General features: G+C 33.0%; 13 protein-coding genes. 12 read left to right on the top strand and 1 reads right to left on the bottom strand.

The window, feature by feature from the left end; translation table 11 throughout:
- Window positions 1-2 precede the first annotated feature (2 nt).
- The 7 genes from lpxD to Q4Q34_RS17170 all read left to right on the top strand — a co-directional run bounded on the left by lpxD (window position 3) and on the right by Q4Q34_RS17170 (window position 6,540).
- Window positions 3-1,025: a UDP-3-O-(3-hydroxymyristoyl)glucosamine N-acyltransferase gene (gene lpxD / locus Q4Q34_RS17200; protein WP_303317651.1), complete on the top strand. Its 1,023-nt coding sequence runs from the start codon at window positions 3-5 to the stop codon at window positions 1,023-1,025.
- The gene (locus tag Q4Q34_RS17195) at window positions 1,016-2,425 is read left to right on the top strand and encodes a bifunctional UDP-3-O-[3-hydroxymyristoyl] N-acetylglucosamine deacetylase/3-hydroxyacyl-ACP dehydratase (RefSeq protein WP_303317650.1); all 1,410 of its coding nucleotides are present in this window, start codon (window positions 1,016-1,018) and stop codon (window positions 2,423-2,425) included. The genes lpxD and Q4Q34_RS17195 overlap by 10 nt, the downstream gene beginning before the upstream one ends.
- 2 nt (window positions 2,426-2,427) lie before the next feature.
- Window positions 2,428-3,213: an acyl-ACP--UDP-N-acetylglucosamine O-acyltransferase gene (gene lpxA / locus Q4Q34_RS17190; protein WP_303317649.1), complete on the top strand. Its 786-nt coding sequence runs from the start codon at window positions 2,428-2,430 to the stop codon at window positions 3,211-3,213.
- A 30-nt stretch (window positions 3,214-3,243) separates the two neighbouring features.
- Window positions 3,244-3,810, top strand: coding sequence for an elongation factor P (efp, locus tag Q4Q34_RS17185; RefSeq protein ID WP_303317648.1), 567 nt, complete (start codon window positions 3,244-3,246; stop codon window positions 3,808-3,810).
- 7 nt (window positions 3,811-3,817) lie between these two features.
- Complete coding sequence (locus Q4Q34_RS17180; protein WP_303317647.1) at window positions 3,818-4,762, top strand: UDP-3-O-(3-hydroxymyristoyl)glucosamine N-acyltransferase; 945 nt, start codon at window positions 3,818-3,820, stop codon at window positions 4,760-4,762.
- Window positions 4,763-4,864: 102 nt separating this feature from the next.
- On the top strand, window positions 4,865-5,737 hold the full coding sequence (gene sucD / locus Q4Q34_RS17175; protein WP_303282416.1) for a succinate--CoA ligase subunit alpha: 873 nt from the start codon (window positions 4,865-4,867) through the stop codon (window positions 5,735-5,737).
- A gap of 227 nt (window positions 5,738-5,964) precedes the next feature.
- The gene (locus Q4Q34_RS17170) at window positions 5,965-6,540 is read left to right on the top strand and encodes a DUF4082 domain-containing protein (protein WP_303317646.1); all 576 of its coding nucleotides are present in this window, start codon (window positions 5,965-5,967) and stop codon (window positions 6,538-6,540) included.
- Window positions 6,541-7,074: 534 nt separating this feature from the next.
- Here Q4Q34_RS17170 and Q4Q34_RS17165 read toward each other — a convergent pair.
- Window positions 7,075-7,767, bottom strand: a complete 693-nt coding sequence (locus tag Q4Q34_RS17165) for a DUF6970 domain-containing protein (protein WP_303317645.1) — start codon at window positions 7,765-7,767, stop codon at window positions 7,075-7,077.
- Window positions 7,768-8,183: 416 nt separating this feature from the next.
- Here Q4Q34_RS17165 and fabG point away from each other — a divergent pair, with 416 nt between their 5' ends.
- The 5 genes from fabG to hisD all read left to right on the top strand — a co-directional run bounded on the left by fabG (window position 8,184) and on the right by hisD (window position 14,406).
- Window positions 8,184-8,930, top strand: coding sequence for a 3-oxoacyl-[acyl-carrier-protein] reductase (gene fabG / locus Q4Q34_RS17160; RefSeq protein ID WP_303317644.1), 747 nt, complete (start codon window positions 8,184-8,186; stop codon window positions 8,928-8,930).
- A 51-nt stretch (window positions 8,931-8,981) separates the two neighbouring features.
- Window positions 8,982-11,015 (top strand): VWA domain-containing protein, encoded by a 2,034-nt coding sequence (locus tag Q4Q34_RS17155; RefSeq protein ID WP_303317643.1) that lies wholly within the window; start codon window positions 8,982-8,984, stop codon window positions 11,013-11,015.
- A 13-nt stretch (window positions 11,016-11,028) separates the two neighbouring features.
- Complete coding sequence (locus Q4Q34_RS17150) at window positions 11,029-11,844, top strand: prohibitin family protein (protein ID WP_303317642.1); 816 nt, start codon at window positions 11,029-11,031, stop codon at window positions 11,842-11,844.
- Window positions 11,845-12,205: 361 nt separating this feature from the next.
- Window positions 12,206-13,063, top strand: a complete 858-nt coding sequence (hisG, locus tag Q4Q34_RS17145) for an ATP phosphoribosyltransferase (RefSeq protein WP_303317641.1) — start codon at window positions 12,206-12,208, stop codon at window positions 13,061-13,063.
- Between the two features lie 59 nt (window positions 13,064-13,122).
- Window positions 13,123-14,406, top strand: a complete 1,284-nt coding sequence (gene hisD, locus Q4Q34_RS17140; RefSeq protein WP_303317640.1) for a histidinol dehydrogenase — start codon at window positions 13,123-13,125, stop codon at window positions 14,404-14,406.
- Window positions 14,407-14,437: the final 31 nt, after the last annotated feature.

The raw sequence follows: 14,437 nt of genomic DNA, 5'->3' as shown, positions 1-14,437 counted from the left end.
GTGTGAAATTTACAGCACAACAAATAGCAGAAATATTAGAAGGTGATATTGTTGGCGACCCAAATATGGAAGTTTCAAAGTTATCTAAAATAGAAGAGGGGACTCAAGGCTCTCTAACCTTTTTATCTAACCCAAAATATACGCCATACATATATTCTACAAAAGCTTCAGTCGCCATAGTTAACAAAAGCTTTATTCCTGAAAATGAAATTAATACCACATTAATCAAAGTTGAAGATGCTTATGCAGCCTTTTCTAAAGTGCTTGAGTATTATAACATGGTTAAGCTAAACAAGGTAGGAATAGAACAACCTTCCTATATATCAGAATCAGCAATCCATGGTGATAACATCTATATTGGGGTATTCTCTTATGTCGGTAAAAATGTTTCAATAGGAAATAATGTCAAGATTTTTCCAAATGCTTACATAGGTGATAATGTTACTATTGGAGATAATTCTGTTGTATTTTCTGGAGCCAAAATTTATTCAGATACAACTATAGGAAACTCTTGTGTTATAAACTCTGGTGCAATCATTGGAGCCGATGGTTTTGGTTTTGCACCAAACCAAGATGGGAGTTATAGCAAAATACCTCAAATAGGAAATGTTATTTTAGAAAACCATGTTGATGTAGGAGCAGGAACAACTATAGATCGCGCGACTTTGGGATCAACAATAATAAGGAATGGTGTTAAATTAGATAATCAAATACAAATTGCGCATAATGTAGAAATAGGTAAACACACCGTAATAGCTGCACAGTCTGGTGTTGCTGGTTCAACCAAAATTGGAGAGTATTGTCAAATTGGTGGTCAAGTAGGTATTGCAGGGCATATTACCATTGGTAACCATGTAAAAATTCAAGCACAATCTGGTATCGCTAGAAACGTAAAAGACAATGAAGTTCTTCAAGGGTCGCCAGCACTAGCTTTAAGTGATTATAACAAATCATATGTGCATTTTAAAAACTTACCTAAGATTGTAAAAAATATTAATGATTTAGAAAAAAATAAATGGGAATAGTTAATACTGAAATAAAGCAAAAAACCATTAAGGGTGAAATCTCTTTAACAGGTGTCGGTTTACATACAGGAAAAGATGTTACTTTAACTTTTAAACCAGCTATTGCTAATTCCGGATTGGCCTTTAAACGTGTTGATTTAGAAGGTACACCAATTATTGAAGCTGATGCTAATTATGTTACTAACACACAAAGAGGTACTTGTTTAGAGAAAAACGGCGTAACTATTCAAACTTCAGAACACGTTCTTGCTGCATTGGTAGGATTAGATGTTGATAATGCTATTGTTGAATTGAATGCGTCTGAGCCTCCAATTATGGATGGGTCATCTAAGTTTTTTGTTGATGCTATTGAAAAAGCTGGTATTGTAGAACTCGATGCTTTTAGAGAAGAGTTTGTAATTACTGATATTGTTTCTTATACAGATGAAGAAACTGGGAGCGAAATTTTAGTAATGCCTTCTAAAGAATATCAAATAACTACTATGGTAGATTTTGGAACCAAAGTATTAGGTACCCAAAATGCTACTTTAAATAAAATTTCAGATTTCAAAAAGGATATTTCAAATTCACGTACATTTAGTTTTTTGCATGAAATTGAAATGCTTTTAGAACATGGACTAATTAAAGGTGGTGATTTAAATAATGCGATTGTTTATGTAGACAAAGCCTTATCTCCAGAAACAATGGATAAATTAAGAGTTGCCTTTAATAAAGAGTCTATCGCCGTAAAACCAAATGGTATTTTAGATAATTTGACTTTACATCACCCAAATGAGGCAGCACGACATAAGCTTCTTGATGTTTTAGGAGATTTAGCGCTTATAGGAACAAGAATCCGTGGAAAAGTAATAGCTAACAAACCTGGTCATTTTGTAAATACTCAATTCGCTAAAAAATTAGCCAAAATAATTAAAAACGAACGCCGTAATAATGTGCCAAATATAGATTTGAATCAACCTCCTTTAATGGATGTAAATCAAATTATGGCCATGTTACCTCATAGACAACCATTTTTACTAATAGATAAAGTTTTTGAGCTTACTGATAATTATGTTATCGCTACAAAAAATGTGACTATGAACGAACAGTTTTTTGCTGGTCATTTTCCAGGAGCTCCTGTAATGCCAGGTGTTCTAATCGTAGAAGCTATGGCGCAAACCGGTGGTATTTTAGTACTTAATACGGTTCCGGACCCAGAAAATTACTTAACCTTTTTCATGAAGATGGATAATGTTAAGTTTAAACAAAAAGTAATGCCTGGAGATACATTAATATTTAAATGTACGTTAATAACTCCTATTCGACGTGGTATATGCCACATGCAAGGTTATGCTTATGCCAATGGCAAACTATGTGCAGAAGCAGAACTAATGGCTCAAATCTCTAAAGTAAAAAAATAAATATGAACCAACCACTAGCATACGTTCACCCAGGAGCCAAAATCGCTAAAAATGTAGTAATAGAACCTTTTACAACTATCAATAACAATGTAGTAATAGGAGAGGGGACCTGGATAGGTAGTAACGTAACCATTATGGAAGGCGCCCGCATTGGTAAAAACTGCAATATATTTCCTGGATCAGTTATTTCAGCTGTTCCTCAAGATTTAAAATATAACGATGAAGATACTATTGTAGAAATTGGTGACAATGTTACAATAAGAGAATGTGTAACTATTAATAGAGGTACAACCGATAGAATGAAAACAGTTATTGGTAACAATTGCCTAATTATGGCGTATTGTCACATTGCTCACGATTGCATTGTGGGAGATAATTGTATTTTTTCTAATAACAGTACGCTTGCAGGTCATATAACCATAGGAGACTACGTTGTTTTAGCGGGGATGACTGCTGTACATCAATTTGTATCTGTAGGTAATCATGCCTTTGTTACTGGCGGTTCTTTGGTTAGAAAAGATGTGCCTCCTTACGTAAAAGCAGCACGTGAGCCTTTATCCTATGTTGGTATAAATTCTGTAGGTTTAAGAAGGCGTGGATTTACAACAGAAAAAATAAGAGAGATTCAGAATATTTTTAGAATACTCTATCAAAAGAATTATAACAATACCCAAGCTTCAGAAATTATTGAAGCAGAAATGGAAGCAACTCCAGAACGTGATGAAATCCTTCAATTTATTAAAAATTCACATCGAGGAATCATGAAAGGGTATTTCAAATCAAATTAATCAAACTAAATAATTTACAAAAAAGAATTTATGGCAACTACAAGTGACATTAGAAACGGGTTATGTATTAGATACAATCACGATATTTTTAAAATTATTGAATTTTTACATGTTAAACCAGGAAAAGGACCTGCGTTTGTAAGAACTAAATTAAAAAGTGTTACTACAGGAAAAGTGATTGACAATACATTTTCAGCTGGCCATAAATTAGAAGATGTACGTGTTGAAACACACAAGTTTCAATTTTTATATAATGATGGTGATTATTATCATTTTATGAATACTGAAGATTATACACAAATTCAATTGGTTGAAGCTGCTCTAGACAATCCTGGGTTAATGAAAGAAGGGGAAGTTGTAACGGTCATTATTAATTCTGAGGACAACATGCCGCTTTCTGTAGAGATGCCAGCAAGTGTTATATTAGAAGTCACGGCAACAGAACCTGGAGTTAAAGGAAATACCGCTACCAATGCAACAAAACCTGCAACAGTTGAAACAGGTGCAACCGTTAATGTACCATTATTTATTAATGAAGGTGACAAAATAAAGGTTGAAACAGATAAAGGAACTTACAAAGAGCGTGTAAAGGAATAGTTTATAAATGAAATTTCCTCAACCGCATACTTTAAAAGACATAGCACAATTAATTGATTGTACTTTTGTTGGTGATGATGATTTTTCTGTTCTAGGAATGAATGAAATTCATGTCGTAGAGCCGGGAGATATAGTTTTTGTCGATCACCCAAAATATTACGATAAAGCACTAGATTCTGCTGCGACTATTATACTTATTAATAAAGAAGTGACATGTCCTCCAGGAAAAGCATTATTAATTAGTGACGATCCGTTTAGAGACTTTAACAAGCTTACAAATCACTTTAAACCATTTCAATCTGCTAATAGTCAAATCTCCAGCAGTGCAACCATTGGTGAAAACTCAATAATTCAGCCCAATAGTTTTATTGGACATAATGTTGTAATAGGCGATAATTGTGTTATTCATTCTAATGTAAGCATCTATGATGATGCCGTTATAGGAAACCATGTTACCATACATGCTGGATCTGTTTTAGGGGGGAATGCCTTCTATTATAAAAATAGGCCAGAAGGCTTTGATCGCTTAAAATCCAGTGGACGTGTTGTTTTAGAAGATCATGTAGATATTGGAGCAGGATGCACAATAGATAGAGGAGTTACAGCAGATACCCGGATTAAAGAAGGAACAAAGATTGATAATTTAGTTCAAATAGGACACGATACTGTTATTGGAAAGAAATGTTTAATAGCCTCGCAAGTAGGAATAGCTGGTTGTGTTATTGTTGAAGATGAAGTGACTATATGGGGACAAGTTGGTATAACAAGTGGGATCACCATTGGTAAAAAAGCCGTAATATCTGCAAAAGCAGGTGTTAGTAAATCATTAGAAGGTGGAAAAAGCTATTTTGGAATACCCGCAGATGATTTTCGCTCAAAATATAAAGAAATTGCATCGATAAGAAAGATTCCCGAAATACTAGATAAATTAAAGGAACAAGACAAAAAATAGAGATTAATATTTCTAAAAATAAAAAGTGCGTTTTTACTTTAGAATTTTAATACAAAAAATTACATTTGCTCAATTAAATTAATAAAAGACAAATAATCTCCTATGAGTGTTTTAGTAAATAAAGATTCAAAAATTATAGTTCAAGGGTTTACAGGTAGTGAAGGTACATTTCACGCGGGTCAAATGATTGAATATGGAACCAATGTTGTTGGAGGTGTGACACCAGGAAAAGGTGGGCAAACACATTTAGACAAACCAGTTTTTAATACTGTTTTAGATGCTGTTAAAGAAGTTGGAGCAGATACAACTATTATTTTTGTACCGCCTGCTTTTGCAGCAGATGCTATTATGGAAGCTGCCGATGCAGGTATTAAAGTTATTATTACAATTACAGAAGGTATTCCTGTTGCAGATATGATTACGGCATCTAATTATATAAAAAATAAAGACTGTCGCTTAATTGGTCCTAACTGCCCAGGAGTTATTACTCCAGAAGAAGCTAAAGTTGGTATTATGCCTGGTTTTGTTTTCAAAAAAGGGAAAGTAGGTATTGTTTCTAAATCTGGGACGTTAACATACGAAGCTGCAGACCAAGTTGTAAAACAAGGATTAGGAATTACAACAGCAATTGGTATTGGTGGAGACCCAATTATAGGAACGACAACTAAAGAAGCTGTTGAGCTACTTATTAATGACCCAGAAACTGAGGCTGTTGTAATGATTGGAGAAATAGGAGGTCAGTTAGAAGCAGATGCTGCAAATTGGTATAAAGAAAGTGGTAGTAAAAAACCTGTAGTTGGTTTTATAGCCGGAGAAACAGCTCCTGCTGGTCGTACTATGGGACATGCTGGTGCTATAGTTGGAGGAAGTGATGATACTGCCCAAGCTAAAAAGAAAATTATGAGAGCTTGTGGAATTCATGTCGTTGATTCTCCTGCAGAAATAGGTAAAAAAATAGCAGAAGTATTAGGGTAAACCTGATCTAAAAATTCTCTGACCCTTTGGGGGCGGAGTTTCCTATTACACCTTTCCTTTGGAGAGGTCAGGACTGCTTTTTCGGCAGTTCTGGGTGAGGCAATATAAAATACAAATCCGTTGACTTTTATTTGTTAACGGATTTTTTTATGGAATAAAGTGAAATATTAGGGTAACAAAATGATGGTCTTGTTGATATAGTAATATAAAGCTAAAAAACAGAGATCATGAAAGCACAAAAACTAATTTGGGGATTAATTATTATAGGAATATTTTTTAATAGCTGTTCGAAGAATGATGATGAAATAGAAGTTATAGAAGCCACACCGCAATATCCAATGAAATCGTTGATAGAAAGTGGGCATATGCAAGTTAATTATCAAAAAGTAAATAGCCCTAATACCTTCGAAATGGGATATAAATTTAAAACATTTAAAAGTGGAAAAATCACAGCGCTAGGTACTAGAATACCGAATAATGAGACTTATCGGGTGACCTTGTGGAATGCAGAAACAGAAACCATTTTAGCAACTGCAATGGTTGTTTCCAGCTCCGGACTTTTATCTTTCGAAGATATAGAACCTATAGCCATTGATTCTGGAACAACATACTTCGTTTCTGTTAATACTAATGATTATTACCAATTTACTAATACAGGAAATGACTTGTTTCCTGTGGAAATGGGAGATGTATTAATTTCTGGTTATGGCTCTAGCTATGGTACAAGTCAAACATTACCAGCTACATTCTCAGAGACATCTTATCTAGGAATGGTAGATATTAAGTTTGTAGCAAATAACTAATTTATCTAAAATAACGTTAGTCTACGTAAATAATACTCAAAAAAACAAGCTAATTATTTGTAATACAATTTTTTGTCATGTCGACAGAGCGAAGCATGAGCGACGAGACATCCCATAAGGATTGAGTTCCCTGCCTTCCAGTGGCTACTGTGTCCCCACATCTAAAAAAAGATTCATTATTTACTTTTCTTTGCTTCGTCCAAAGAAAAGTAACAAAAGAAAAGACGCCCCTTCGATAGGAATTTCTTCTTTTGCTTAGGCTCAAGAAGAACCAAGCACAAAACTTCGACGTCGCGCCAATGCGCCATCCAATACTACGCTCCTGGGTTTCGAAGCTTTTGTCCTTTATTCTTACGAAGGGTCGGGGGCTTGCCTGATGGTTATTTCTTAGCGAGTACCTTATAATCCTCTATTTAAGAGGAAGGAGGCTATATTTGTGGGTACACCCTAGCTGCAGACCAGACAGGCTTTTTAATAGATGTGCTGTATACGTTTAAGTAAAATATATTTTACTTTCCATAGTTCATTATACGATTATGGAACTCTAGTATATTCAATCGAAGTATCAAATCCGTCAATATTCAATATAATAGTTTCTCCTTGCTCTGCGAGATTAGAAACATCAAAGGAAGTTGTCGCAGACATAGAAGTTGGCTTCGTTAAGTTTTCTTCAATATAAAATTTTATGCGTCTTTGCGTAGGCATACTTTCCAGTACTTCTCCAGAATCTACCAATTTAACATCTTCAATTCTATCTTGAGTAGAAAGAATGCTAAACGTTATATCCAAGCAATTACCATTAATTTCTGCAGATGTAATAGGAGAGGACTTTAATTCTTTATAGAGTTTAGGACTGATTATAATGCCCTTTTCACAATATCTATCTGTAAATATGACAGTTTTATTAGTGGCTTCTGTCTCAAAATCAGGACAAGTATTTAAACCTGCTATACCTCCAAATTCACAAACTTTATTTCTTTTACAGTCGTAAACTGTAATAAGGTTGTCGGCACAGTTTAGGCAACTGTTTATTGAAAAAACAGTTTGCCCTTTATAATCATATTGTATAATTTCTAAACCGTTAGAATCTGTATTGTTTAACAACTCTTTTAACCAATCAATGTTTTCAAGAGGATTATCAGAGCATAGTTTCGAAGTTTGAGCCTTATCAGTCTCACTACACCCTATAAAAAATATTAAGCATAAAAAAAGAAAAGTATGTCTCATGGTTTTGGGATTATATTGTCTATCTAAATTCAATTAATAGATGCTTTGAATAAGAAAAGGTTGCGTTATAAGTATTTTTAAAATGTCACTTTTTAATATTTCAAATACTAATTTGTACTATGAACTCATCTTGACTTTTTGTTTTTAACCGAAAATGAGATGAAATTTGTTTAGATGAGGCATTTTTTGCAAGGCATAGCAGTGTTAAGCATAAAAAAAGTAACAAAATATGGACGAATTTTAATCATTTTTTAGGAAATAGAAAAAGCCAAGATGAGTTCTATTTATAATATTAATTTATATCATTTTTTATATAGGATATTCCTATATTTGAATACCCAATTAATAACAAACCAAAGAACGAATACACAGTTATACATAATGGTGTATTTGTATAAAATTAAAAAATAACATAAATGAAATTGTTAAAAGGAAAAACGGCCATTGTAACAGGAGCAAGTCGTGGAATTGGTAAAGGTATTGCTCAAATATTTGCAGAACAAGGTGCTAATGTAGCATTTACATACAGCTCTTCTGTAGAAGCCGCAAACGCGTTAGAAGCAGAATTGAACGCCCTAGGCATAAAAGCAAAAGGATATCAAAGTAATGCAGCAAGTTTTGATGATGCTCAAAAACTGGCTGATGACGTTGTTTCAGAATTTGGATCTATCGATATTTTAGTAAATAATGCAGGTATCACAAAGGATAACTTATTAATGCGTATTAGTGAAGAAGACTTTGATACCGTTATAGAAGTTAACCTAAAGTCTGTTTTTAATATGACAAAAGCAGTACAGAGAACCATGTTAAAACAACGCAAAGGTTCCATTATAAACATGAGCTCCGTAGTTGGAGTTAAAGGAAATGCCGGACAAACTAATTATGCAGCTTCAAAAGCTGGAATTATTGGGTTTTCTAAATCGGTTGCTTTGGAACTAGGTTCAAGAAACATAAGAAGTAATGTTGTTGCTCCTGGGTTTATTGAAACAGAAATGACAGCAAAGTTAGATGAAGAGATTGTTAAAAGGTGGCGTGCTGGAATTCCTTTAAAACGAGGGGGAACACCAGAAGATATCGCAAATGTTTGTGTGTTTTTAGGTAGTGATATGAGTGCTTATGTAACGGGGCAGACTCTAAATGTTGATGGTGGTATGCTGACTTAAATTTTAGATTTACGAATCACGATTTTTGAATTCTAAAATCAGCTACCTTAAATGCAAACAGAAACTCTTATTTATATCATACTCGCTGGAATAGGAGCTATTTTATTAGCCTTATTCCAGTATTATAATAAAAAGAAAAGCATGTCTAAATTAAACATGCTTTTTTCTTTTTTAAGATTTCTTAGTATTTTTTCTATACTCCTATTACTTATAAATCCAAAGTTTGAGCAATTTAGTTTTTTTGTTGAAAAGCCTAATCTGGTGGTTGCTATAGATAACTCAAGTTCTATAAAACACTTGAATCAAGATGCTCAAGCCATTAGTGTAATTGAAAAATTATCCAATAATGATAAATTAAATGATAAATTCAATATAAATCTATATACATTTGGAGAATCACTTAAAGCTTCAGATTCAACTAATTTTTCAGAAAACCAAACAAATATAGATAACGCTTTTAAGCAATTATCTCAGATATACAGGCAAACTACTGCCCCTACGGTAATAATTTCAGATGGTAATCAAACCTATGGTAACGATTATCAATTTGCAACATCAACGTACAAACAAAACATTTTCCCCATAATATTGGGAGATACCGTAACATATACCGATTTAAAAATTCAGCAATTAAATGTAAATAAGTATGCCTATTTAAAAAATAGATTTCCTATTGAAGCCATACTGGTTTACAATGGAAATATTACTGTAGATTCTCGCTTTGTAGTAACAAAGGGTAATGGAGCTGTTTATTCTGAATCAATTCGTTTTTCAAAAGAAAACAATTCTAAGGTAGTTAACTTTACATTGCCAGCAAATGGAGTTGGTGTGAGTAGCTATAAGGCAACAATTGTTCCTATAGACTATGAAAAAAACAAAATTAATAACTCTAAAAACTTTGCTGTAGAAGTTATCGATCAAAAAACAAAGATTGCTATTGTAAGTGATTTTCCACACCCAGATTTAGGAGCTTTTAAAAAGAGCATAGAAAGTAATGAACAGCGCTCAGTTTCATTTTTAAATTCAAAAAAAATATTAAATCAAATAAATGATTTTCAATTAATTATAATTAATCAGCCAAATTATAAGTTTAAGGGATTATTTGAGGTTTTAAAAAGAGATAATAAGAACTATTTTACTATTATAGGAACAAAATCTGATTTAAACTTTATAAATAATAACAAACTAGGATTCACAAGCGAAATAACAAATCAAACCGAAAGTTATCAAGCGGAATTGAATACCAATTACACACCTTTTATAGTTGATGATATTAATTTTGAATCATTCCCCCCTTTAAATTCAAATTACGGATTGGTATCATTTACAATACCTTTTGAGTCTATTTTAAATAAAAGCGTCAATGGAATTTCAACAGATGAACCGTTATTAGTAACCTATGAAACTAATGGTAGGAGAGAAGGTGTTCTATTTGGTGAAAATATTTGGCAATGGAGAGCACAGAGTTATATCAACAACAAATCATTTAATCAATTTGATGATTTTATAGGAAAACTTGTCCAGTACCTAGCTTCAAACAAAAGAAAAGACCGATTAAACATTGATTATGAATCTTTTTATAATGGCAGTAGTAATATTATAATTAAAGCTGAATTTTTCAATAAAAATTATGTTTTCGACGCGCGAGAAACACTTAACATATCAGTAACAGATAAAACCTCAAAAGAAACCAAAACATTTCCACTTATCCTTAAAAATAATAACTTTCAAGTAGATTTAAGTAGTTTACCACCTTCAGAATATAGCTTTACAGTAAGTGCAACCAATGATAAAGTATCTAAATCTGGGAGCTTTCAGATTTTAGAATATAACGTAGAGCAACAATTTTTAAACGCCAATGTAACAAAGTTACAACAGTTAGCTACTAATAGTGAGGGTAAGAGTTATTTTATTGGCCATACAGAAAGCTTAATAAGTGATTTATTAAGTGATAATCGCTATGTATCCATTCAAAAAAGCCATAAAAATATCATACCTTTGATAGATTGGAAATATCTACTCATTATCATTGCTTTAAGCTTAGGTTTAGAGTGGTTTATTAGAAAATATAACGGATTAATTTAAATTAAAATAAATAATGGAAAAATTACCAAAAGTTGCATTACCTGTAATTATTGTTGCAATTATACTTGTTGTAGTATTAGCTAAATCTGCCGTAACTATTGGCTCTGGAGAGGCAGGAGTTCTTTATAAAACATTCGATAATGGTGTGGTAACTGATGCACCGCCTTTAGGAGAAGGGTTTCATATTGTAGCGCCTTGGAATAAAGTTATCATTTACGAAGTACGTCAACAAGAGCTTTTTGAAAAAATGAAAGTACTTTCGTCTAACGGATTAGAAATTCAAATTGACGCGTCTGCATGGTATGAGCCTATCTACAATGATTTAGGGAACTTACACCAATCATTAGGAGAAAATTATTTACAACGTGTTATTCAACCAGCTATACGTAGTGCGGCACGTAGTGTAGTAGGTAGATATACGCCAGAGCAGTTATATTCTAGTAAACGTGATGCCATTCAAGATGAAATTTTTGCAGAAACAAAAAAGATTCTTGACAAACAATATGTGCAATTAAACGAAGTATTGGTAAGAGATGTTACACTTCCAAATACGATTAAGGAAGCTATTGAACGTAAATTAAGGCAAGAACAAGAATCTTTAGAATATGAATTTAGATTAGTTACAGCAGCTAAAGAAGCAGAAAAAGTAATTATAGAAGCAAAAGGTAAAGCAGATGCTAACCGTATTTTAAGTGCTTCTTTAACAGATAAAATCCTTCAAGATAAAGGTATTGAAGCGACTATTAAACTATCAGAATCACCAAACAGCAAAGTTGTTGTTATTGGTTCTGGTGACAGTGGAATGCCTATTATACTTGGGAATCAATAAACCAAAATTAAATAATTCAACATTTTAGCTATTATTTTAAAATATTATTGATTTTTTAAACCAAAAACATATAATATATAATTGAACTAAAATTTTTTATTATAATTTGGAAATGTAAATATAAATTACAGATATTTGCATAAATAAAAAAGACATGGCTTTTATTCAATTACATCATCACCATTTTCATATTTGCTCTCAAGCGAACTGAAAATGTATTGAATAAAATCAACATATTTTTAAAACCCGTTTGAGACAATCAAACGGGTTTTTCATTTCTAATTGTTTTAAACAATTAGAAATAGTCCTCACGGAGGTGGGGATCTTATAAAAGAATTAGAAATTTAGTATAAGCAGAACAATGAGTAAATTAAGAATTGCAGTACAAAAATCGGGTCGTTTAAACGAAGACTCGATGAGAATTTTAAAAGATATTGGTATTTCTATCGATAATGGAAAAGATCAATTAAAAGCATCAGCCAGAAACTTTCCTGTAGAAGTATTTTACTTAAGAAACGGAGATATTCCACAATATCTAAAGGATGGGGTAGTAGATGCGGCTATTATTGGTGAAAATGTTCTAATAGAAAAAGGTAATGGTATTCGAGTTGCTGAAAAATTAGGGTTCTCTACTTGCAGAGTTTGTATTGCTGTACCAAAGTCTGTAGATTATAAAGGGATACAAGATTTAGAAGGAAAGCGTATTGCAACATCATATCCAAATACTGTTAAAAGCTATTTAGAAAAGAATAACATTTCTGCGAATCTTCACATTATCAATGGGTCGGTAGAAATTGCCCCAAATATTGGACTAGCCGATGCTATATGTGATATCGTTTCTAGTGGTAGTACTTTATTTAAGAATAACTTAAAAGAGGTGGAAATGATCTTAAAATCGGAAGCAGTATTAGCTGTTTCTCCACGTCTTAACGACGAAAAACAGGCCATTCTTGATAAGATTCAGTTTAGAATTCAATCCGTATTAAAAGGGCGCCAGTCTAAATATATTTTATTGAATGCACCGAATGAGAAAATTCAGAATATCATTAATGTACTTCCTGGCATGAAGAGTCCAACAGTTTTACCATTAGCACAAGAAGGTTGGAGTTCTGTACACTCCGTTATAGATAAAAATGAATTTTGGGAAGTTATTGATGAATTAAAGAATAACGGTGCTGAAGGTATTTTAGTTTGTCCTATTGAAAAAATGGTCATTTAGACATTTTAGTCATTTCCGTAAAGGCGGAAATTTCATTGATGCCAAGAAAAAGATAAATTATGCAAATCATAGATAATCCTAATAAAGAAAATTGGTCACAAATTTTAAAACGACCAACACAAACTGTCGATGATATTGAAGGTACTGTAAGTGAAGTTTTTAACAATGTTATTAAAAATGGTGATACAGCTATAAAGAAATATACAACACGCTTTGACGGCGTTGATTTACAATCAAATATAGTTACCGAAGAAGAGATTGAAGACGCTATTAAAAATGTACCTGAAAAGCTTCAAAACGCCATTCAAAAGGCTAAGAAAAACATTGAAGTATTTCATGTAGCTCAAAAGACTTCTAAAATAGACATTGAAACGACCAACGGTGTACAATGCTGGCAGGAAAAACGTCCCATTGAAAAGGTAGGTTTATATATCCCCGGAGGTACAGCACCTCTGTTTTCAACTGTTTTAATGCTAGCCGTTCCTGCTCAAATTGCAGGTTGTAAAGAAATTGTGTTATGTTCTCCTCCAAATAAAGAAGGCAAATTAGCTCCAGAAATTCTTTTTGCTGCGCAGCTTTGTGGCGTTACAAAAATCATTAAAGTAGGAGGTATACAAGCTATTGCAGGATTAACATTTGGAACCGAAACGATTCCAAAAGTTTATAAAATTTTTGGACCAGGGAATCAATTTGTTACTGTTGCAAAACAACTCGCTACAAAATTTGGAGTAGCTATAGATATGCCCGCAGGACCAAGTGAATTATTAGTAGTTGCAGACCATAGTGCCAATGCACCATACATTGCTTCAGATTTATTAAGTCAAGCAGAACACGGTGCAGATAGCCAGGTCATTCTAGTGTCTACTTCTAAAAGTTTAATTAGTGCCGTTTCAGATGACATTGAAAAGCAAATTAAAGAGTTACCAAGACAAGCCATCGCAGAAAAAGCCATTGCGAATTCTAAACTAATCTATGTAGAAAACAATGAATTGGCTCTTGATTTAATTAACGAATATGGACCAGAGCATTTTATTATCTGCACAAAAAATGAGGATTTTTATGTAAATGGGATAGCAAATGCAGGCTCTGTTTTTATAGGTGATTACACACCAGAAAGTGCAGGCGACTACGCTTCTGGAACAAATCATACGCTGCCAACAAATGGATTCTCTAAAGCTTATTCTGGGGTAAATCTAGATAGTTTTTTAAAGAGTATGACCTTTCAAAAGATCTCGAAAGACGGTTTGTTAAACATTGGCGAAACCATAGAGTTAATGGCAGAAGCAGAAGGTTTGCAAGCGCATAAAAACGCTGTTTCAATTAGATTAAAGGATTTAAAATAATTTTGTCATTCCTGCGACATGTGCTGAACTT

The organism is Flavivirga abyssicola (assembly GCF_030540775.2).
In the GTDB taxonomy this organism is placed as follows: domain Bacteria; phylum Bacteroidota; class Bacteroidia; order Flavobacteriales; family Flavobacteriaceae; genus Flavivirga; species Flavivirga abyssicola.
Note: the sequence above shows the minus strand (reverse complement) of the source record. Positions and strands in the feature narration are given on the sequence as shown.

Coding starts and splice junctions, on each gene's coding strand:
- Q4Q34_RS17170 (WP_303317646.1), top strand. CDS start 5,965: ATGAAAGCACAAAAACTAATTTGGGGATTAATTATTATAGGAATATTT.
- hisG (WP_303317641.1), top strand. CDS start 12,206: ATGAGTAAATTAAGAATTGCAGTACAAAAATCGGGTCGTTTAAACGAA.
- Q4Q34_RS17165 (WP_303317645.1), bottom strand. CDS start 7,767: ATGAGACATACTTTTCTTTTTTTATGCTTAATATTTTTTATAGGGTGT.
- Q4Q34_RS17155 (WP_303317643.1), top strand. CDS start 8,982: ATGCAAACAGAAACTCTTATTTATATCATACTCGCTGGAATAGGAGCT.
- Q4Q34_RS17195 (WP_303317650.1), top strand. CDS start 1,016: ATGGGAATAGTTAATACTGAAATAAAGCAAAAAACCATTAAGGGTGAA.
- fabG (WP_303317644.1), top strand. CDS start 8,184: ATGAAATTGTTAAAAGGAAAAACGGCCATTGTAACAGGAGCAAGTCGT.
- lpxA (WP_303317649.1), top strand. CDS start 2,428: ATGAACCAACCACTAGCATACGTTCACCCAGGAGCCAAAATCGCTAAA.
- sucD (WP_303282416.1), top strand. CDS start 4,865: ATGAGTGTTTTAGTAAATAAAGATTCAAAAATTATAGTTCAAGGGTTT.
- efp (WP_303317648.1), top strand. CDS start 3,244: ATGGCAACTACAAGTGACATTAGAAACGGGTTATGTATTAGATACAAT.
- hisD (WP_303317640.1), top strand. CDS start 13,123: ATGCAAATCATAGATAATCCTAATAAAGAAAATTGGTCACAAATTTTA.
- Q4Q34_RS17150 (WP_303317642.1), top strand. CDS start 11,029: ATGGAAAAATTACCAAAAGTTGCATTACCTGTAATTATTGTTGCAATT.
- Q4Q34_RS17180 (WP_303317647.1), top strand. CDS start 3,818: ATGAAATTTCCTCAACCGCATACTTTAAAAGACATAGCACAATTAATT.